The 21,071-nt window shown below is 39.3% G+C and carries 17 protein-coding genes; all 17 read left to right on the top strand.

The annotated features are described in order from the left end of the window. The first annotated feature begins 5 nt into the window (after positions 1-5). The 17 genes from ACIP9G_RS15275 (at position 6) to opp4B (ending at position 21,058) form a co-directional block, all read left to right on the top strand. Positions 6-1,574 carry a sodium/solute symporter gene (locus tag ACIP9G_RS15275; RefSeq protein WP_340825969.1) on the top strand — a complete coding sequence of 523 codons (1,569 nt, stop codon included), beginning with the start codon at positions 6-8 and terminating at the stop codon, positions 1,572-1,574. A 638-nt stretch (positions 1,575-2,212) separates the two neighbouring features. Beyond that, positions 2,213-2,692 carry a signal peptidase II gene (gene lspA, locus ACIP9G_RS15270; RefSeq protein ID WP_340825968.1) on the top strand — a complete coding sequence of 160 codons (480 nt, stop codon included), beginning with the start codon at positions 2,213-2,215 and terminating at the stop codon, positions 2,690-2,692. Continuing rightward, positions 2,689-3,600, top strand: a complete 912-nt coding sequence (locus ACIP9G_RS15265; RefSeq protein WP_340825967.1) for an RluA family pseudouridine synthase — start codon at positions 2,689-2,691, stop codon at positions 3,598-3,600. The genes lspA and ACIP9G_RS15265 overlap by 4 nt, the downstream gene beginning before the upstream one ends. A 340-nt stretch (positions 3,601-3,940) precedes the next feature. Beyond that, a complete protein-coding gene (gene pyrR / locus ACIP9G_RS15260) occupies positions 3,941-4,483 on the top strand; it encodes a bifunctional pyr operon transcriptional regulator/uracil phosphoribosyltransferase PyrR (protein ID WP_340825966.1) in 543 nt (180 codons plus the stop codon). A 20-nt stretch (positions 4,484-4,503) separates the two neighbouring features. Further along, entirely contained in the window at positions 4,504-5,814 is a 1,311-nt protein-coding gene (locus ACIP9G_RS15255; protein WP_340825965.1) for a solute carrier family 23 protein, read from the top strand. A gap of 206 nt (positions 5,815-6,020) precedes the next feature. Further along, positions 6,021-6,899 carry an aspartate carbamoyltransferase catalytic subunit gene (locus tag ACIP9G_RS15250; RefSeq protein ID WP_340825963.1) on the top strand — a complete coding sequence of 293 codons (879 nt, stop codon included), beginning with the start codon at positions 6,021-6,023 and terminating at the stop codon, positions 6,897-6,899. 1 nt (position 6,900) lies between these two features. Further along, the gene (locus ACIP9G_RS15245; RefSeq protein ID WP_401020471.1) at positions 6,901-8,178 is read left to right on the top strand and encodes a dihydroorotase; all 1,278 of its coding nucleotides are present in this window, start codon (positions 6,901-6,903) and stop codon (positions 8,176-8,178) included. Next, positions 8,178-9,278 (top strand): glutamine-hydrolyzing carbamoyl-phosphate synthase small subunit, encoded by a 1,101-nt coding sequence (carA, locus tag ACIP9G_RS15240; protein WP_340825961.1) that lies wholly within the window; start codon positions 8,178-8,180, stop codon positions 9,276-9,278. The genes ACIP9G_RS15245 and carA overlap by 1 nt, the downstream gene beginning before the upstream one ends. Beyond that, positions 9,271-12,468 carry a carbamoyl-phosphate synthase large subunit gene (gene carB, locus ACIP9G_RS15235; RefSeq protein ID WP_401020467.1) on the top strand — a complete coding sequence of 1,066 codons (3,198 nt, stop codon included), beginning with the start codon at positions 9,271-9,273 and terminating at the stop codon, positions 12,466-12,468. The genes carA and carB overlap by 8 nt, the downstream gene beginning before the upstream one ends. Position 12,469: 1 nt before the next feature. After that, on the top strand, positions 12,470-13,243 hold the full coding sequence (locus tag ACIP9G_RS15230; RefSeq protein WP_340825958.1) for a dihydroorotate dehydrogenase electron transfer subunit: 774 nt from the start codon (positions 12,470-12,472) through the stop codon (positions 13,241-13,243). Next, complete coding sequence (locus tag ACIP9G_RS15225) at positions 13,240-14,151, top strand: dihydroorotate dehydrogenase (RefSeq protein WP_340825956.1); 912 nt, start codon at positions 13,240-13,242, stop codon at positions 14,149-14,151. The genes ACIP9G_RS15230 and ACIP9G_RS15225 overlap by 4 nt, the downstream gene beginning before the upstream one ends. Continuing rightward, entirely contained in the window at positions 14,151-14,861 is a 711-nt protein-coding gene (pyrF, locus tag ACIP9G_RS15220; protein WP_340825954.1) for an orotidine-5'-phosphate decarboxylase, read from the top strand. Before ACIP9G_RS15225 ends, pyrF begins: the two co-directional genes overlap by 1 nt. After that, positions 14,858-15,487 carry an orotate phosphoribosyltransferase gene (pyrE, locus tag ACIP9G_RS15215; RefSeq protein WP_401020464.1) on the top strand — a complete coding sequence of 210 codons (630 nt, stop codon included), beginning with the start codon at positions 14,858-14,860 and terminating at the stop codon, positions 15,485-15,487. The genes pyrF and pyrE overlap by 4 nt, the downstream gene beginning before the upstream one ends. Before the next feature lie 718 nt (positions 15,488-16,205). Then, complete coding sequence (locus ACIP9G_RS15210) at positions 16,206-17,204, top strand: ABC transporter ATP-binding protein (RefSeq protein WP_340825952.1); 999 nt, start codon at positions 16,206-16,208, stop codon at positions 17,202-17,204. 9 nt (positions 17,205-17,213) lie between these two features. Continuing rightward, complete coding sequence (locus ACIP9G_RS15205) at positions 17,214-18,203, top strand: ABC transporter ATP-binding protein (RefSeq protein ID WP_401020461.1); 990 nt, start codon at positions 17,214-17,216, stop codon at positions 18,201-18,203. A gap of 62 nt (positions 18,204-18,265) precedes the next feature. Continuing rightward, positions 18,266-19,999 (top strand): oligopeptide ABC transporter substrate-binding protein, encoded by a 1,734-nt coding sequence (opp4A, locus tag ACIP9G_RS15200; protein WP_340825948.1) that lies wholly within the window; start codon positions 18,266-18,268, stop codon positions 19,997-19,999. A gap of 93 nt (positions 20,000-20,092) precedes the next feature. Next, positions 20,093-21,058 carry an oligopeptide ABC transporter permease gene (opp4B, locus tag ACIP9G_RS15195; protein WP_401009531.1) on the top strand — a complete coding sequence of 322 codons (966 nt, stop codon included), beginning with the start codon at positions 20,093-20,095 and terminating at the stop codon, positions 21,056-21,058. Positions 21,059-21,071: the final 13 nt, after the last annotated feature.

Genomic DNA, 21,071 nt, shown 5'->3' with positions numbered 1-21,071 from the left:
GTTGAATGATTGAGACGATTTTAGAACCTAAAATGTTGCTGACAATTGCACTAATGGGAACCATTGTGTACATTACGTATTTAACGAAAAAAAATACAACGGCATCTGATTTCTTCGTTGGGGGACGGAGCTTTGGATGGTTTACGAATGGATCAGCTATTGGGGGAGACTACTTAAGTGCAGCTACATTTTTAGGGATTGCTGGTTTAACATTTCAGCTAGGCTATGATGGTGCCTATTATGCATTTTGCTTCTCAATTGGCTTGACGCTATTAGCCATTTTTGTTGCTGGGCCATTAAGACGTTTTGGAGCATTTACTGTGGCAGACTTTTTAGCCTATCGCTTCCATAGTAGACGAGCTCGTTTAGCTGCAGTAATTGTTGTTTTAGCGATTTCAGGCTTCTATGCGGCACCACAGCTGTTAGGAGCAGCACAAATATTAAGTATGTTTTTTGGTACATCCTATGAATTCGGTATTATCTTTACATGTGTAGTGATGATTTTCTACGTAGGAATAGGCGGAATGAAAGGGACGACAATTAACCAAGCATTAGAGCTTTGGATTCGTCTAGGAGCATTCATTGTAATGCTAGTTGCAGCAATGTATGGGGGCTTGCATTACGATAAAATTTTAGCAGCCATCAATTCCTTTAATGGTCCGATTACAGGTACATCACCTTATGCACTGGATGGTAGTGATATCAATTTTGATGGTGCGGCATGGACAGGGACAGGCTTTTATTTCCCGACGTTTTGGCAAACGATAAGTATGACAATCGGTTTAGCGCTAGGTACTATTGGATTACCGCATATTTTATTGCGTTTTTATACGAATCCAAGTGCTAAGGCTGCCCGTAAATCCGCTTTGATGGCCATCGGAATTGCCAGTACGTTCTTCTTGTTAGCAGTATTTTTAGGCGTTGTTGGTCGTGCTATTTTCATTTCAGGTAGTGCAAGTGAAGAAGTGATGAGAGATTTAGTACTTGGTGGCAATAACATGGTTATTCCAACAACTGCGCTTGCCTTAGGAGGCGATTGGCTTCTCGGTCTTGTTATTGCAGGGGCATTCGCTGCAATCTTCTCTAATTTATCAGGACTATTCATTACAAGCTCGGGCGCATTAGCACATGATTTATACGCTAGCTTTATGAAAAAAGATATTACGCAAAAACAGCGAGTAGTTGCCGGAAAAGTTGCCATTGTTATTTTAGGTATTCTTTATGGTGGACTAGGTTTACTCGTTAAGGATGCATCGATCGGTCATTTAGTCGCTTTAGCATTTACGGTTGCTGCGAGTACATTTACACCGATTTTTATATTAGGTATTTGGTGGAGAGGTATGACAGAAAAAGGAGCTATTGCTGGATTGGTGATTGGCCTTGTTGTGTCCATGTGGATGATTTTCTTACCAGGAACACTGCCGAGTTTCCTACAATTTAAAATCCCGGGTATTGTAACAGTACCAGTAGGTTTCCTTTCTGTCATTATTGTGTCATTGTTAGATCGTAAAGTACCTGCTGATGTAAATGATTTTATGAAGCGCGTACACTCGAAAGAATCTGAAACTGCATAAGTCCTGATACAACTTTCACTATTTAGTAATAGATTGTAACAACTTAGACGGTAGATTAACTCAAAGAAGTTTGAGTTGGTCTACTGTCTTTTTATTTTGAGTCAATCAATTAATGCTTCTTTTAAAGTAATGTGTCCGCAATCGTCTATTGGACTATGCAAAGTTGGATATTTTTCACGAGGCAAGTCCCACCACGGATACTTTTGTGAGGAAACGCAAAAAGAGTTATCATCACCCATGTATTTTTTAGGAGCAGTATATTTTTTTAGCAGGCGATACTAGACTGGAAGGCTCGACACTCCTGCAGGAACAGCACGAGCGGAAAATCCATTTTTGCGGCAGAAGCCGCAAAAAATAGTTGGAGCCGTGCCTGCGAAAAGGGAGCGTCTAGAACGGAAATCAACGGCTTCCTATTTTGCATAGAAGACCTCTAAAATAGGGGACAACTTATTGAACTTTTTTTGGACAAGGCATGGCGTTTATGTGATTTTATTGACTGAACGATTGATTAAGCACTCCGATTTTTACTTTTGGACCGCAGCCTTGTGTTTCCGTCATATTTTCATGTTATATTAGTTATTGCTATATAAGCTCTTATGGTAGAATAGGTTAGATGTTGAGTGATCGGAGGAATAGCTGTGTATAAATATTATGGATTGGCCGCTTTTGTGATTATTTTAGATCAATGGACAAAATGGCTAATTGTGAAAAATATGGAGTTTGGTGAGCGCATTTCCGTATGGGATCCATGGTTTGGCATTTTATCTCATCGTAATAGAGGGGCAGCATGGGGAATGCTTGAGGGGCAAATGTGGTTGTTTTCTATTGTAACAATAGGCGTTATTTGTGCCATCATTTACTTTTATCACAAAGAAGCAAAGGGCAAGCCTCTTTTTCAAGTGGGTTTAATGCTTTTATTGGGCGGCGCCATTGGTAATTTTATTGACCGTTTATTTAGAGGAGAAGTAGTAGATTTTGTCGACGTATTAATCCCTATTATGAATTACGATTTCCCAATTTTTAATATTGCGGATGCAGCATTAACAATTGCCGTTGTCGTATTAATGATTGGTTTAATCGCCGAAGATAAAAAAGAAAAGAAACAGGTGAAACAATGACGCAAGTATTATATACAATCGAAGAACAACAGCAAGGAGAGCGCATTGACAAAGCGATTTCAAGTATACAGACAGAGTGGTCTCGTACACAAATTAGCAATTGGATTACAGAAGGAATTGTCAAAGTAAATAGTGAGACAGTTAAAGCGAAATATAAGGTAAAAGCAGGCGATGTTGTAGAAATCATCGTGCCAGAAGCAGAGCCATTAGATGTAATTGCTGAAAACCTAGCACTTGAAATTGTTTATGAGGACGCGGATGTGCTCGTTGTTAACAAACCAAAGGGTATGGTTGTCCATCCAGCACCTGGTCATATGGCAGGTACACTTGTAAATGGTTTAATGTATCACTGTAAAGATTTATCGGGCATTAATGGTATTTTACGCCCTGGTATTGTACACCGTATTGATAAAGATACATCCGGTTTACTGATGGTAGCAAAAAATGATGTTGCGCATGAATCATTAGTCGATCAACTTGTTAAAAAAACAGTAACGCGTAAATATACAGCTCTTGTTCATGGACATATTGCACATGATAAAGGGACAATTGACGCACCGATTGGTCGTGACCAAAAGGATCGTCAAAAACAAGCAGTTGTTGATAAAGGTAAACATGCAGTAACACACTTCCAAGTTATTGAACGTCTCGGTGAATACACACTAGTAGAATGTCGTCTTGAAACGGGCCGTACACACCAAATTCGTGTGCATATGAATTATATTGGGTTCCCTCTTGTTGGTGATCCAAAATATGGACCGAGAAAGACAATTGATTTTGGTGGACAAGTATTACATGCAGGAGTTTTAGGATTCAATCATCCTACAACAGGCGAATATATGGAGTTTGAAGCACCACTTCCTGTTGATTATGTACAATTATTAGATGAATTACGAAATAAGGATTGACGAATATTTAAAGAAGGTCTATACTAACGAAAGTGAATGAATGACTTTAACTTAATATTCACCTTTAATGGCAGTCCAGAGAGGCTGAGAAGGTACATGTGAACGTGTTGCTAAAATTTGTGCTGCAAATTTTTCCAACATGCTATTTAAACACGTACTCAACCCTCTCAGGCTATTCGCCTTGAGAGGTTTTTTTATGCCGTTGTAATGATGCTTTACCACTTAGGAAGCATCCCGTAACAATTCGATTGTGCTAAACAGCTTTCCAGAGGTAATACTCTAATAAAAGTTGCGCATAATGGACAACACTGAAAATAGATACAAGAGAGGAGGACAAAAGATGTCAAAAAATGAGCTATTAGATGGGCCATCTATGACAAGAGCATTAACACGTATTGCACATGAAATTATTGAACGTAATAAAGGCATTGATGAATGTATTTTAGTTGGTATAAAAACGCGCGGTGCCTTTCTAGCGAGACGCTTAGCGGAGCGTATCGAAAAAATAGAAGGTAAAGCCATTCGTACAGGGGAGCTTGACATTACTCTTTACCGAGATGATTTATCGACAAAGCATGAAAATGAGCAAGCTCATGTCGAGCAAGTGGATATCAATTATGTAGTTGCCAACCAAAAAATTATTTTAGTCGATGATGTACTATATACAGGCCGAACAGTCCGTGCTGCATTAGATGCCATAATGGACTTAGGACGACCAGCACAAATTCAACTGGCAGTGTTGATTGATCGAGGACACCGAGAGCTACCAATTCGAGCTGACTATGTTGGAAAAAATGTTCCGACATCTGGCACAGAGCGCATCGTTGTCAATTTAACTGAAGTCGATGGTGAAGATTGCGTCATTATTTATAAAGAAGACTAACTATAAAGTGAGGAAATGTTATGTCAAAGGCAGTATTAGATGTAAATGACAAACCGACCCCAGTCCAATTGGTGACATTAAGTTTCCAACATATGTTTGCCATGTTTGGGTCAACGATTTTAGTACCACAGCTTGTAGGCCTTAGCCCTGCAATTGCCCTTTTAACAAGCGGAATTGCAACATTGTTCTTCCTATTAATAACGAAGTTTCAAGTACCAGCATATTTAGGCTCATCGTTTGCCTTTATCGCACCAATTTTACTTGCCGCAGGCGGTTTAGATGACAATGGCTTAAGTGTCAACCCAGGTAACGCCATGATAGGGGCAATGGCCGTCGGTGTAACCTACGGCATTGTGTCACTCATCATTTGGAAGAGCGGCTATAAATGGATTATGAAAATCCTTCCTCCAATCGTAGTAGGCCCTGTTATTATGGTTATCGGCCTTGGCTTATCAGGAACAGCGGTGGGCATGGCAATGAATGTTGATGGAGAATATAACTTACTGCATTTCTCAGCAGCACTTGTCACACTATTTACAGCCATTATTTTTACAATCTTCTTTAAGGGGATTTTAAGTACAATGCCGATATTAATCGGCCTGATCGTTGGCTATGTTTACTCCATTTTAATCGGTATCGTCAACTTCGAACCGATTAAAGAGGCAAAGATGTTTGCAGTACCACATTTCATCATTCCTGGTGTAGATTATGACTTTACGATTACATCAACGATTTTACTAGCGATGGTACCGATTGTCATTGTAACAATTTCAGAGCATATCGGTCACCAGCTCGTGCTAGGAAAAGTAGTGAATCGCGATTATATTAAAGAACCAGGCTTACATCGTTCATTACTAGGTGATGGCTTTGGGACATTAGTTAGTGCATTCATTGGTGGTCCACCAAAAACAACGTACGGTGAAAACATCGGTGTTCTTGCTATCACACGAGTTTACAGTGTGTATGTAATAGCAGGAGCGGCAGTAGTAGCGATTTTCCTGTCATTCTTCGGGAAAGCAATGGCAGTGATTGCAACAATTCCAACAGCTGTTCTTGGCGGAGTTTCCATTCTGCTGTTCGGTATCATCGCTTCAAGCGGTCTTCGTATGTTAGTAGACAATCATGTCGACTTTGGCAACAGCCGCAACCTAGTGATTGCCTCTGTTATTCTAGTAATAGGTATCGGCGGTGCGAAATTTATCGTCACAGAATCACTGAGTTTAGAAGGTATGGCATTAGCAGCGATTATCGGAGTTGTGCTAAATGCGGTTTTACCAGGTAAAAAAGAAGCCGATCTACCAGTACCTTACAATCAAAATAATAATTCATAGTAGTACCTTTTAATGAATTGTCCAGAGAGGCAAAAAAAGGGAAGTAGTGGACAAGCGGTAAGTAGGCATAGAGCTTACTATAGTTTGTCACGCCTCCTTATGCCTCGCTGATGACATCAGCGGGGCTTTTACATTATTTAGACACTTAAATAATGAAGAACGTCATACATAGACGTTCATGACACACAATCTAATGGAGGTACATGATGAAGAACTTATTATCAATGGAACATTTAACAACTGAAGAGATTAGCAGCATTTTACATCGTGCGCAGGCTTTTGAAAATGGCGAAACATCATCGTTATCTCGTGCTTACAACGTTGCAAACTTATTTTTTGAACCGAGTACTCGAACGAAAACAAGTTTTGAGATGGCAGAGCGGAAAGTTGGCTGTACTGTAATCCCATTTGACGCAAGCTTTTCAAGTGTGACAAAGGGCGAAACAATGTACGATACAGTCAAAACATTAGAAATGATTGGCATAGATGCGGTCGTTATCCGAGCACAAGAAGATGAATATTATAACGAGCTACTAGAAGGCATTAATGTTGCAGTTATAAACGCAGGAGATGGCGCTGGTCAACATCCATCACAATCATTGCTGGATTTGTACACGATAAAAAAAGAGTTTGGTTCTTTTGAAGGGTTAAATATCACAATCGCTGGGGATATATCTCATAGTCGCGTTGCGAAATCAAATGCTTCGGCGTTACAACGACTAGGAGCAAATGTGCATTTTCTTTGCCCGGAAGATTGGGCAGGGGATTTTAAAGCACATCATTCTTGGGACGATTTAATCGAAATAAGCGATGTCATTATGTTACTTCGTGTACAACATGAACGTCATAAAGTAAATAAAAGCTTCTCAAAAGAAAGCTATCATGAAGAGTACGGATTGACAGTGGAACGTGAGAAGAAAATGAAGGAAAAGGCAATTATTATGCATCCAGCGCCAGTTAACCGTGATGTAGAAATTGCATCAGAGCTAGTCGAAAGCGAACGTTCTAGAATTTTTGATCAAGTTCGCAATGGTGTATATACGCGCATGGCAATTATTGAAACGATTTTACAAGGGAGAGAATAACATGACAAAAGTACTTCAAAATGTGCAAATGTTAAATGAACAAGGTGAACTGCATACAGTGAATATCGCCATGGTAGATGGCAAAATTACTGCCATTGGACAAGATGTCAATGTAGCTGGTGCGGAAATTATCGAAGGAAACGGTTTAGTTGTTGCTCCAGGCTTTGTAGATGTGCATACACATTTGCGTGAGCCAGGCTTTGAACATAAAGAAACAATTGCCACAGGCTCTGCATCTGCAGCAAAAGGTGGTTTTACAACGATTTGTGCAATGCCAAATACGAAACCAGTGCCTGACACTGTAGAAAACATGCAACTAATTAACGGTCTTATTCAAGAAAGCGCAGTGATTCGCGTTTTGCCATATGGCTCATTAACACAAGACATTTCAGGTGAAGTTCGTACGGATATCGCGGAATTAAAAGCACATGGTGCAGTAGCATTTTCAGACGATGGTGTAGGAATCCAATTAGCATCGACGATGTATGAACAAATGCAGGATGCGGCAAAGCATAACGTGGTTGTTGTAGCACACTGTGAAGATAATTCATTAATTTATGATGGTGTCATGCATGAAGGCAAGCGCAATAAAGAACTAGGACTACCGGGTATTCCATCCATTTGTGAATCTGTTCAAATTGCGCGCGATGTTCTTCTTGCAGAAGCTGCGGGCGCACGCTACCATGTGTGCCACGTATCAACAAAAGAATCTGTGCGTGCAGTACGTGACGCAAAAGCTGCAGGTATTCGTGTCACTGCTGAAGTTTGTCCACACCACTTATTACTTGAAGAGATGGATATTCCATCCGATGATGCTAACTGGAAAATGAACCCACCATTACGCGGTGCAGACGATAAAGATTCTCTACACGCAGCACTACTTGATGGCACAATCGACTGCATCGCAACAGATCATGCACCACATACAATAGAAGAAAAATGTTGTGGTATGGTTGGCGCACCGTTCGGCATCGTCGGCTTTGAAACAGCATTCCCACTGTTGTATACACAATTTGTTGAGACAGGGAAATGGACTTTAAAGCAATTGATAGATTGGATGACTGTGAAAGCAGCACAAATTTTCGACTTACCATATGGAACGTTACAAGTTGGTGCATCAGCGGACATGGTTTTAATTGATGTAAAGAAAGAACAAACTATTGATGCAGAAGGTTTTGTATCAAAAGGTCGCAATACACCTTTCAATGGTTGGGTCGCAAAAGGTTGGCCAGTAATAACAATTTTTGAAGGCAATATCGTATACCAGGAGGCAGAGTAATGAAAAAACGTTTACTTATTTTAGAAGATGGCACAGTATTTACAGGCACAGCGTTCGGTAGCGAGCGAGCTTCACAAGGTGAGGTCGTATTCACAACAGGGATGACAGGATATCAAGAAACGATTTCAGACCCTTCATTCTACGGACAAATCGTAACGTTAACATACCCACTTATCGGTAACTACGGTATTAACCGTGATGATTTTGAATCAATCACACCAGCAATTCGTGGATTTGTAGTCCGCGAACTAGCAAAAACGCCGTCAAACTTCAGATGTGATTTAACAGTTGATGAATATTTAACATCAAAGGATATCCCAGGGATTGAAGGGATTGATACACGTAAATTAACACGCATTATTCGTAGCAAAGGATCTGTTAAAGCGATTTTAACTGCGGCTGACGAAGAAGTGAATGTAGAAGAAATCGTCGCAAAACTACAAGCGACACCAGCGATTACTCATCATGTTCGCGAAGTAACGCCAAAGGCTGCTTATCCATCACCAGGTCGTGGTAAACGAGTAGTATTAATTGACTACGGTATGAAGCATGGTATTCTTCGTGAATTAAATAAACGTGATTGTGATGTACTAGTCGTACCTTACAACACACCAGCAGCAGAAATTTTAGCATGGCATCCAGATGGTATTATGCTGTCAAACGGTCCAGGGAATCCTGAAGACGTTGCAGAAGGTATCGAAACGGTACGCAATTTAATCGGAAAAGTGCCAATGTTCGGTATTTGCTTAGGCCATCAAATCTTCTCATTAGCGAGTGGCGCGAAGTCATTTAAATTACCATTCGGTCACCGCGGAGGTAACCACCCGGTAAAAGATTTACGCACAGGTCGTACAGACATAACATCTCAAAACCATGGCTATGCAATCGATATTGAGTCATTAAAAGATACAGATTTAGAATTAACACATGTCGCATTAAATGATGGTACTTGTGAAGGTGTACGTCATAAGAAATATCCGATTTTCACAGTACAATATCACCCAGAAGCATCACCAGGACCAGAAGATTCAAACCACTTATTTGATGAATTCATTGAAATGATGGAAGTAGAAGCAGGGAAGGGGAAACAACATGCCTAAACGTACAGATATAGAAACTATTTTAGTAATCGGGTCTGGCCCAATCGTCATCGGACAAGCAGCAGAATTTGACTATGCAGGAACACAAGCTTGTCTTTCATTAAAAGAAGAAGGCTACCGCGTTATTTTAATAAACTCAAACCCTGCAACAATTATGACAGATACTGAAATTGCAGACAAAGTTTACATTGAGCCAATCACACTTGAATTTGTATCACGCATTTTACGTAAAGAACGTCCAGATGCAATCCTACCAACACTAGGTGGTCAAACAGGTTTAAATATGGCAATCGAGTTAGACAACTCAGGTATTTTAAATGAACTAAATATCGAAATTCTTGGTACAAAACTAGATGCTATCCATAAAGCAGAAGACCGTGATTTATTCCGTAACTTAATGTACGAACTAGGTGCACCAGTACCGGAATCAGACATTATTCATAACTTAGATGAAGCGAAAAACTTTGTCGCAAAAATCGGTTACCCAGTAATCGTACGTCCTGCATTCACACTTGGTGGTACAGGCGGCGGTATTTGTTATAACGACCAAGACCTAGAAGAAATCGTCACATCAGGTTTAAAATATTCGCCAGTTACACAATGTTTACTTGAAAAATCAATCGCTGGCTTGAAAGAGATTGAATATGAAGTAATGCGTGATGCAGCTGACAATGCGATCGTTGTTTGTAACATGGAAAATGTCGATCCAGTAGGTATTCATACAGGTGACTCAATCGTAGTAGCACCAACACAAACACTTTCTGACCGTGAAAACCAAATGTTACGTAATATCTCATTAGATATTATTCGCGCACTAAAAATTGAAGGTGGCTGTAACGTACAGTTAGCCCTTGATCCATATAGCTTCAACTACTATGTAATCGAAGTAAACCCACGTGTATCTCGTTCATCTGCATTAGCATCAAAAGCAACGGGTTACCCAATCGCGAAATTGGCAGCAAAAATTGCAGTAGGCTTAACGTTAGATGAAATTAAAAATCCAGTGACAGGTTCAACGTATGCTTGCTTCGAGCCAGCACTAGACTATATCGTAGCAAAAATTCCACGCTGGCCATTCGATAAATTCGAATCTGCAAAACGTAACCTAGGCACACAAATGAAGGCTACTGGGGAAGTTATGGCGCTTGGTCGTACGTTCGAGGAAGCGATGCTAAAAGCTGTCCGTTCTCTTGAAACAGGTCAAGTTCATCTTGAGCTGAAACATGCTGAAGATAACTCTGATTCTTGGATTGAAAAACGCATCCGTAAAGCAGGCGATGAACGCTTATTCTTCATCGGAGAAGCATTGCGTCGTGGTGTAACAATCGAACAAATTCATGAATGGTCTGCAATCGACTTATTCTTCTTAAATAAATTCAAAAACATTGTAGATATGGAGCAAACACTTGCTGACCATAAAAACGATAAAGAAGTATTGCGTACTGCAAAACGTCTAGGCTTTGCAGATAAAAAAATTGCTGAGCTTTGGGATACAACGCCAGAAGCAATCTATGCATACCGTAAAGAAAACGGTATTATCCCTGTCTATAAAATGGTGGACACATGTGCGGCAGAGTTCGAATCAGAAACACCTTATTTCTACGGCACATATGAGGAAGAAAATGAATCAATCAAGTCTGAAAAACCATCTGTTATCGTATTAGGCTCAGGTCCAATCCGTATCGGTCAAGGGGTAGAGTTCGATTACGCTACAGTGCACTCAGTTTGGGCTATCCAAGAAGCAGGCTATGAAGCAATTATTATTAACTCAAACCCAGAAACAGTATCAACAGACTTCTCGATTTCAGATAAGTTATACTTCGAGCCATTAACGATTGAAGACGTAATGCACATTATCGATTTAGAACAACCAATTGGCGTAGTTGTACAATTTGGCGGTCAAACAGCTATTAACTTAGCTGATAAAATAGCTGCAAATGGTGTGAAAATTTTAGGTACATCGCTAGAAGACATCGATCGTGCTGAAAATCGTGATAAATTTGAACAAGCGTTACATGCATTAGACATTCCACAGCCTCCAGGTGAAACAGCAGTATCAACAGAAGAAGCGCTTGTGATTGGTAAACGCTTAGGCTTCCCAGTGCTAGTACGCCCTTCATATGTACTTGGTGGACGTGCAATGGAAATTGTTTATAACGAAGAAGAATTACAACATTATATGGAGAATGCTGTTGAGGCTTCACCTGACCACCCAGTTTTAGTTGACCGTTACTTAACGGGTCAAGAAATTGAGGTAGATGCGATTTGTGACGGTGAAAATGTATTAATCCCAGGTATTATGGAACATATCGAACGTGCAGGGGTACACTCTGGTGACTCGATTTCTGTATACCCACCACAAAAATTAACACAAGCGCAAAAAGATACTTTAGTCGATTACACGACTCGTCTAGCAAAAGGACTTGGCATCATCGGCTTAATGAACATCCAATATGTAATTTCACAAGGTGAAGTGTATGTGATTGAGGTAAACCCTCGCTCATCTCGTACAGTACCGTTCTTAAGTAAAATTACGAACATTCCAATGGCTAACATTGCAACGAAAGCGATTCTTGGTAAATCAATCGTAGAGCAAGGCTATCCAACTGGCTTAGCGGCAGAGCAAAAAGGTGTGTTTGTTAAAGTGCCAGTATTCTCATTCGCAAAATTACGCCGTGTGGACATCACATTAGGACCTGAAATGAAATCAACAGGGGAAGTAATGGGTAAAGATGCAACATTAGAAAAAGCCCTTTACAAAGGCTTAGTTGCAGCTGGCATGGAAATTCGTACAGAAGGCACAGTATTATTCACTGTATCTGACAAGGATAAAGAAGAAGCAATTGCACTTGCAAAACGTTTTTCAACAGTTGGCTACCGCATTGTAGCGACAGAAGGTACAGCACAAGCATTTGAAGCAGCTGGCGTTCGTACAGATGTAGTAGGTAAAATCGGTGCAAAAGGACAAACGTTACTAGACTTAATTCAAAATGGTGAAGCTCAGTTAGTAGTCAACACATTAACAAAAGGCAAGCAACCAGCTCGTGATGGATTCCGAATTCGTCGTGAGTCTGTAGAAAATGGTGTACCTTGCTTAACGTCATTAGATACAGCAGAAGCAATGCTTCGTGTAATTGAATCAATGACATTTACAGCAGAGCAAATGCCGAAAGCGGAGGTAGTACATTAATATGATTCGTCAAGAGAAAATGACGGTCGTCTCTCAAAAGCAAATTGCGACAAACATTTTCGAATTGACACTTCATGGTGAACTGGTTCAGGATATGACTCCTGGCCAGTTTGTCCATGTAAAGGTGTCAGATTCATTGGAGCCGCTTTTACGTCGACCTATTAGTATTGCAAACATAGATAAAGACAATAGTGAATTTACAATGATCTATCGTGCGGAAGGTCGAGGAACGCAAGTGTTAGCGACAAATCGTGAAGGACAGTTAGTCAATGTCCTTGGCCCAATTGGTAATGGCTTCCCAGTCGATGCTGTAAAGACGGGCGGGACGGCATTGTTAGTTGGTGGCGGCATCGGTGTACCACCTTTACATGAACTATCAAAACAGCTTAATGCTCGTGGTGTGAAAACAATCCATGTATTAGGCTTCCAAACAGAAGATGTTTGCTTCTATGAGGAAGAATTTAATGCACTTGGTGAAACACATTACGTAACTGTAGATGGATCGAAAGGAACGAAGGGCTTTGTAACAAACGTGTTAGAAACGCGTGCGCCGGAGTTTGATGTGTTCTATTCTTGTGGCCCTCTACCGATGCTCAAAGCGTTAGAAGGCTTCTACCCGGAAAAAGAAGGCTATTTATCGTTTGAAGAGCGCATGGGCTGTGGCATTGGAGCGTGCTTTGCATGTGTGTGCAAGACAACCGATCAAATTGAAAAAGACTATGTCAAAGTATGCTCTGACGGTCCAGTATTCCCGAAAGGTACGGTGGCATTATGAGTCGTTTAAATATCCAAATACCTGGCTTAAATTTAAAAAATCCAATTATGCCAGCTTCAGGCTGCTTTGGCTTTGGTCGTGAATATGCTCAGCTGTACGATTTATCGAAGCTTGGCGCTATTATGATTAAAGCAACAACAGTGGAAACAAGACCCGGCAATCCAACACCACGTGTAGCGGAAACAGCAGCAGGGATGCTAAATGCCATTGGCTTACAAAATCCTGGTATTGAAAAAGTAATGAATGAAGAATTAAAGTTTTTAGAACGCTATGATGTGCCAATTATCGCCAATGTAGCTGGTACTGAAACTGCAGATTACGTGGAAGTTGCACGTCGCATCTCTGCAGCGCCAAATGTAAAAGCGCTAGAACTGAATATTTCTTGCCCGAACGTCAAATGTGGGGGCATTCAATTCGGTACTGACCCAGCAACAGCACGAGAGCTCGTTGCAGCAGTAAAAGCTGTTTCTGAAGTCCCTGTTTACGTGAAATTATCACCAAATGTAACGAATATCGTAGAAATCGCTCAAGCAGTTGAAGCTGGTGGAGCGGATGGAATTACGATGATTAACACATTAATTGGCATGCGTTTGCATGAACGTACAGGTAAACCAGTAATTGCAAATGGTACAGGGGGCTTATCTGGCCCTGCAGTAAAACCAGTTGCCATTCGTATGGTATATGAGGTATATAAAGCCGTCAATATTCCGATTATTGGAATGGGCGGAGTGAGCGAAGCGCAAGATGTCATTGACTTTATGTCAGCAGGTGCATCAGCAGTCGCAGTTGGGACAGCCAATTTTGTTGACCATTTCGTTTGTCCAAACATCATTGAGGAGTTACCAGCAAAGCTTGACGCATTAGGCGTAGAGCATATTACGGACATAATCGGAAGGAGCCATCGTTAATGAATACAAAACCAATACTAGCACTTGATTTCCCAGGTGAAGCGGAAGTTTTCAAGTTTTTAGCACATTTTCAAGAGCCTCTTTTCGTAAAAATTGGTATGGAGCTTTATATGCAGGAAGGTCCTGATATTGTACGTAAAGTGAAGGATTTAGGGCACGATATTTTCCTAGATTTAAAGCTACATGATATTCCAAATACTGTTGGCTCTGCGATGAAGGGCTTAGCAAAATTAGGAGTAGATTTAGTCAATGTACATGCTGCAGGTGGGCGTCCAATGATGGAAGCTGCACTCGAAGGACTAGAAGCGGGTACACCAGCAGGTCGAGAACGTGCAGCATTGATTGCTGTGACACAACTAACATCTACTACGGAAGCGCAAATGCAAGCAGAGCAAAAAATTGCGTTAACATTACAAGAATCTGTACTACATTATGCTAGCTTAACAAAACAAGCGGGCTTAAATGGTGTTGTCTGCTCAGTTCATGAAGCACAGGCAATCGCCGAAGTGTGCGGTGAGAACTTCTTACGTGTCACACCAGGTATCCGTTTAGCTGGTGGTGATGCACACGACCAAAAACGCATCGCTACGCCAGATGGTGCAAAACGTGATGGATCTTCATTAATCGTAGTAGGGCGTGCCGTAACAGGTGCCCAAGATCCAGTAGCAGCATATAAAATCGTAAGTGAATTATGGGAGGCAACAAAATGACATTACAAAACGAAATCGCACACGCTATGCTAAAGGTTGGCGCAGTCGAATTAAATCCAACAGATCTTTTCACATGGGCATCGGGCATTCAATCACCGATATACTGTGATACACGCTTAACTATTTCAGATCCAGTGATCCGTAAGCAATTGGCAAACGGCTTAGCGAAAATTATTAAGGAAAATTTCGAAGGTACAGAAATTGTAGCTGGTACTGCTACAGCAGGTATTCCACATGCTGCATGGGTAAGCGATATTTTAGACTTACCAATGGTGTACGTGCGTTCAAAAGCAAAAGAGCATGGTCGTGGAAATCAAATTGAAGGAAAATACACAGCAGGCCAAAAAGTTGTTGTAGTAGAAGATATTGTGTCAACAGGTGGTTCTTCCGTTACAGCAGTAGAAGCTTTGCGTGCAGCGGGGTGTGAAGTACTAGGTGTTGTTTGTGTCTACACTTATAATTTGCCACGCGCTGAGCAAGCGTTTGAAGAAGCGGGCATTCAATATGTATCTTTAACTAACTTTGATTTTCTAATTGAAGCAGCAAACGAATCAGGTGCGATTAAAGAAGAAGATATTCCATTTTTAAAAGACTGGCATGCAAAACTTAAAGCTGGAACATTATAAGTTTAATAAATCAGAAAAACGAATAAAAAACGATCACGGGTAAATTAGCCAGTGATCGTTTTTTTTTTATAAAGATGTACGTTTAGAAAAATTTATAAAAAAATAGTTTTTTACTGTAGCAAAAAGTGCTTTTTGTTGTTAATACTTTAAACCGAAAAATTATATAAAAATAATTATTGAATATTTAAAATAAACAGAAATATCGAATTGTTCCTATAATCTTCAAGTTTACCAAATAAAAGAATGAATTAAGAGAGAAGAGCATGAAATACAGTTTAGAATATTAGTATATTTAAATAATAAATAATTGATGGATAATAGAAAAAATAAGAAGGGAAGCAAATAGATGTTTAAAAAGAATAGAAAAATTATATAATTTTTTGTAATAGTTGTATGGTTTATTATGTATATAACATTATGAGAGTTGGAAAAAAACTCTTGATTAAATGCGTTATTTCTATATAAAATAGCAATATGAATAATTTTCAGATAATTCCATAAGTATATAGTTAGATGATTTTTTTGTTTCTACTGTAAAAAATTAATTAATTTGTTTTTAATTAGAATTATATAAAAACTAATAAATATTTGAGTAGAAATGATATTGAAATAAGTTTAATCAATTTTGAATCCTTTTTTCTGAATATTGAATCAGAAAAGATTGTCATCGTAAGTTTTTACTACATATTTCTATTTAGAAAAAATACAAAAAGGTGTGATGATTGCAATGAATTTAATGCTTGAAGTGAAAAACCTTAAAACTGGTTTTGATATAGACGGAGATATATATCATGCGGTGGATAACGTTTCGTTTTCCGTTAAGCCCGGCCAAATTGTAGGTATTGTAGGGGAATCTGGTTGTGGAAAAAGTGTTATGTCACTGTCGATCATGCAGCTACTTCCTCAAGGGATTGGCAAAGTTACTGGCGGAGAAATAAAGTTCCAAGGCAAAAGTATTGAGGGCTACAAAAGTGATGAGATGAATAAAATACGAGGAAAAGATATTAGTATGATCTTTCAAGAGCCTATGACATCTTTAAACCCTGTATTTACAATTGGCAATCAGATTGAAGAAATTTTATTAAACCATCTACCAATCTCGAAAACTGATGCAAGACAGCAGTCAATTGAATTATTAAAGAGTGTAGGCATACCAAGACCAGATAAAATTGTCGACGAATATCCACATCAACTATCAGGGGGGATGCGACAAAGGGTCATGATTGCGATTGCCATCGCTTGTCATCCAAAGCTTTTAATTGCTGATGAACCTACTACTGCACTGGATGTAACTGTACAAGCACAAATACTTGAATTGCTGAAAAAAATTCAAGCGGAAAATGATATGTCCATTATATTGATTACGCATGATTTAGGTGTAGTGGCAGAAATGTGTGATGAAGTCATCATTATGTATGCTGGGAAAATTGTAGAGCGCACGAATGTGGACAATCTATTCTATAATCCAAAGCATCCTTATACGAAGCTATTAATGGCATCCATTCCACGCATTGATATCGAAGTTAGTGAGCTAACGACAATTCAAGGCATTGTGCCATCTTTAAAAAATATGCCGACAGTCGGCTGTCGATTTGCAGATAGATGCCCGTCGGTGAAACCCGAGTGTAGTACGGTAACTCCTCAGCTTGTCCAAATCGGCGATGGCCATGAGGTTTCGTGCTTACTATATGAAGGTTCTATCCTAGAGAAGGTGTGAGGTAACAACATGACTGATACGACAATCAAACAACAAAAAGAAACTTTGCTCGAAGTGAACAACTTAAAAACCTATTACCCTATTAAAGGTGGATTTCTTAAAAAAACAGTCGGACAAGTGAAGGCTGTAGACAATATTTCATTTTCTATCAAAAATGGTGAAACATTGGGCTTAGTTGGTGAGTCAGGATGCGGAAAATCAACAACAGGCCGTACGATTATTAGATTGTTAGATTCTACAGAAGGACAAATCGTGTTTGATGGAAAGGATATTACGAAAATACAAGGCAAATCATTAAGAGAAATAAGAAAAGATATCCAGATGGTATTCCAAGATCCTTATGCATCATTAAATCCAATGCAGATGGTAGGGAGTATCGTAGCTGAGCCTATTATGAATTTTCATAATAAAACACTGAATTCTTTAAAAGAAGAAGTCATTGAATTATTAAGAAAAGTAGGGTTACCTAAGGACGCATATTATAAATATGCGCATGAATTTTCAGGTGGTCAACGTCAACGAATTGGTATTGCAAGAGCACTAGCCCTTAAACCGAAGCTAATAATTGCCGATGAACCAGTTTCTGCCTTAGATGTTTCCGTGCAATCACAAGTTTTAAATCTACTAAAAGAATTGCAAGATGAGTTTGATTTAACCTTTTTATTTATTGCGCACGACTTAAGTGTTGTAAAACATATGAGTGACCGCATTGGCGTTATGTATTTAGGCAATATTGTTGAAATTGCAAACAAGGTAAGCATATATGATGAGCCATTGCATCCATATACACAAGCACTCATTTCAGCAATACCTGTGCCGGATCCTCGAAAAAAAAGCAATCGCATTGTTTTACAAGGCGATGTACCGAGCCCAGCTAATCCTCCGCAAGGATGCCCATTCCATCCAAGGTGCCCGAAGGCTATGATGGAATGTTCCTTAACTAAACCAGTATTAAAGGAGGTGAAGCCAGATCATAAAGTTGCTTGCCACTTATATTAAATATGGCAAGAAAAAAAAGGAAAAAATGCTTTTCAAAATAAAAAATTAACGGGGGGAAAAAAATGAAAAAGACTAAAACATTATGGTCACTTTTACTAATGCTCGTCATGGCATTGTTCCTAGCAGCATGTAATAATGATTCATCGAAAACTGACGACAAAGATACAGGAAAGGATACAGAAAAACCAGTAACGACAACTACTGATGCTAAAGCAGGTGGCGTTGTAACATTCGGTACAGACCAAGCGCCAGAGGGCGTATTTGACCCTGCCTTTGCAGGAAGTATTGTAGATAGCTATATCCAAGGCTTCATGATGGATGGTATTTATGATGTAAATGATGAGTTAGAATATATACCAAACCTTGCAAAATGGGATATTAGTGAAGATAAATTAACGTATACATTCAACTTTGAAAAAGGTGTGAAATGGCATAATGGTGAGGAATTAACAGGTGAAGACTGGGTATTCGCTTTAGAAACTTTAGCAGATCCTGATTATGATGGCCCTCGTTTTAATTATGTTGAAGGTGTAAAAGGGGCAGAAGATAAAAAAGCAGGTAAAGCAGATAAAATTTCAGGAATTGAAGTTGTTGACCCTTACACGATTAAAGTTACATTTAAAGAAGTAAAAATTAATAATCTAGAAAGTATTTGGCAATTCCCAATGCCGAAGAAACATTATGAAGGCATTGCAGTAAAAGATTTAAGTGAATCGAAGCAAGTGCGTGAAACGCCAGTAGGCAATGGACCGTTTAAGGTGAAAAAAGTTGTTGACGGCGAATATTCTGAATTAGAGCGTTTTGATGATTACTGGAAAGGGAAACCAACGCTTGATGGTGTAATTGTAAAAGTAATTGACCCATCATTAGCTGCGGGTGCGTTCCAAAACGGAGAAATCGACATCATGGATATTAGACCACAATCTGTGAAAGAGCTTTCAGCATTAAGCAATGTACGTATCGAAGAAACGACTGGTGTAGGCTATTCTTATATCGGGCTTCGTTTTGGTCATCGTGATAAAGCTACACTTAAAAATGTAGCAGATTTTGATAAATTCAATTCAAAAGAATTACGTCAGGCACTATTATATGCTCTTAACCGTCCAGCAATGATCGATGCTTTCTTAGAAGGAAAAGCTGAAGTTGCGAATACAGTTATTCCAGTTACTTTCTGGACTGCTGCAGATGCTTCAGATTTAAATGCATATGACTTTAATGTAGATAAAGCGAAAGAACTGTTAAAAACAGCAGGCTATGTTGATAAAGATGGCGATGGATTTGTTGAAGATCCACAAGGCCAACCATTTAAAATTTCATTTGGACACTATGCAGGACCAGCGGCATTTGAAGGTCGTTCACAAGCAATCATCCAATCTTGGAATGATATTGGCGTAAAAACTGAATTAGCAACAGGTAGCTTAGTTGAGTTTAACTTGTACAACGAGATGAAAGATAATGATGACGCTGCATTAGAGGCATTCTTCGGTTCTTGGAGTATGGGCTCTGATCCAGATCCATCTGGCCTATGGGCAAATGATGCAGAATGGAACTACGGTCGTTATGTAGATGAGGAAAACGACAAATTATTAAAAGAAGCGTTAAGTGAAGCTGCATTTGATAAAGACTACCGTAAAAAAGTTTATGTTGATTGGCAAAAATACTTCAACGAACAATTACCAGCACTTCCTTTATGGGAAAACCTAGATCTATATGGTATTAACAACCGACTACAAGGTGTTCATATTAACGCTGTTGGTTTCCAAACAGACGTTTATAAATGGCATATTGTCGAGTAAGTTTAATGCCTAAAAAAGGCTGAGAAACCTACTACTATCGGGCTCTTTTAGGAGCCTGGTAGTAGTAAATTATAATTGATAAGGGGACGTCACATGCTTCAATACACACTTCGAAGATTACTCGGCATGATTCCATTGTTACTCCTTATTTCGTTAGTTGTGTTCTTCTTAGCAAAAATGATGCCAGGAGATCCATTTGCGGGAGAAATTGATCCATCAAATACAAACCCACAATACATCGAGGAAATGAGAGAGAAGTTAGGCTATAATGATCCAATTATCGTGCAATATGGAAGATGGATGTCTAATTTTGTACAAGGGGATTTTGGTAAATCAACAGTTTATAAAAAACCTGCAGTAGAAGTAATTGCACAACGAATTCCGAATACATTATTTTTAGCAGTAACATCTTTAATTTTGACGTATATTTTTGCTTTTTTCATGGGTATGTATGCTGGGCGAAAACCATATACATTAGGCGATAATTTAATAGCTTCGTACAATTATTTGGCTTTAGCGATTCCATCATTTGTCGCTGGTATTGTAGCCATTTATGTGTTCTCTTTCCAACTAGGGTGGTTCCCATTCAACGGCTCAGTTGGCGTAGGGCTTCAAGAAGGAACGTTTGCTTATTACCTAAGTAGGGTTCATCATGTGTTATTGCCTTCACTTGTATTAGGATTAATGGGAACGGCTTCCTATACGCAATTTTTACGAAACGATATTATTGAAAACAGCAGAAAAGATTTCGTCCGTACAGCGAGAGCAAAAGGAACAAAGGAATCAAAAATTTACAACAAGCATATTTTAAGAAATTCGATTATTCCGATTATTACTTTTCTTGGTTTTGACATCGCTACATTAATTAGTGGTGCAGTAATAACAGAAACCATCTTTACTTATCCCGGAATAGGCGCACTGTTCTTAGATTCCGTTGGTAGAAGAGATTATGCGGTCATGATGTCGATAACTATGTTACTTTCGTTCTTAACACTTTTTGGGAATTTAGTAGCCGATTTATTGTATGGTATAGTAGATCCGCGAATTAGACTAGATTAGGGAGGGGAAATAT

Source organism: Lysinibacillus sp. NPDC093197 (assembly GCF_044754025.1).
In the GTDB taxonomy this organism is placed as follows: domain Bacteria; phylum Bacillota; class Bacilli; order Bacillales_A; family Planococcaceae; genus Lysinibacillus.
The sequence above is the reverse complement of the archived record's forward strand: the minus strand, read 5'-3'. Positions and strand labels throughout refer to the sequence as shown.

Coding starts and splice junctions, on each gene's coding strand:
- ACIP9G_RS15255 (WP_340825965.1), top strand. CDS start 4,504: ATGTCAAAGGCAGTATTAGATGTAAATGACAAACCGACCCCAGTCCAA.
- ACIP9G_RS15205 (WP_401020461.1), top strand. CDS start 17,214: ATGACTGATACGACAATCAAACAACAAAAAGAAACTTTGCTCGAAGTG.
- carB (WP_401020467.1), top strand. CDS start 9,271: ATGCCTAAACGTACAGATATAGAAACTATTTTAGTAATCGGGTCTGGC.
- opp4B (WP_401009531.1), top strand. CDS start 20,093: ATGCTTCAATACACACTTCGAAGATTACTCGGCATGATTCCATTGTTA.
- ACIP9G_RS15250 (WP_340825963.1), top strand. CDS start 6,021: ATGAAGAACTTATTATCAATGGAACATTTAACAACTGAAGAGATTAGC.
- ACIP9G_RS15265 (WP_340825967.1), top strand. CDS start 2,689: ATGACGCAAGTATTATATACAATCGAAGAACAACAGCAAGGAGAGCGC.
- pyrR (WP_340825966.1), top strand. CDS start 3,941: ATGTCAAAAAATGAGCTATTAGATGGGCCATCTATGACAAGAGCATTA.
- carA (WP_340825961.1), top strand. CDS start 8,178: ATGAAAAAACGTTTACTTATTTTAGAAGATGGCACAGTATTTACAGGC.
- ACIP9G_RS15210 (WP_340825952.1), top strand. CDS start 16,206: ATGATTGCAATGAATTTAATGCTTGAAGTGAAAAACCTTAAAACTGGT.
- ACIP9G_RS15230 (WP_340825958.1), top strand. CDS start 12,470: ATGATTCGTCAAGAGAAAATGACGGTCGTCTCTCAAAAGCAAATTGCG.
- ACIP9G_RS15225 (WP_340825956.1), top strand. CDS start 13,240: ATGAGTCGTTTAAATATCCAAATACCTGGCTTAAATTTAAAAAATCCA.
- opp4A (WP_340825948.1), top strand. CDS start 18,266: ATGAAAAAGACTAAAACATTATGGTCACTTTTACTAATGCTCGTCATG.
- pyrE (WP_401020464.1), top strand. CDS start 14,858: ATGACATTACAAAACGAAATCGCACACGCTATGCTAAAGGTTGGCGCA.
- ACIP9G_RS15275 (WP_340825969.1), top strand. CDS start 6: ATGATTGAGACGATTTTAGAACCTAAAATGTTGCTGACAATTGCACTA.
- ACIP9G_RS15245 (WP_401020471.1), top strand. CDS start 6,901: ATGACAAAAGTACTTCAAAATGTGCAAATGTTAAATGAACAAGGTGAA.
- pyrF (WP_340825954.1), top strand. CDS start 14,151: ATGAATACAAAACCAATACTAGCACTTGATTTCCCAGGTGAAGCGGAA.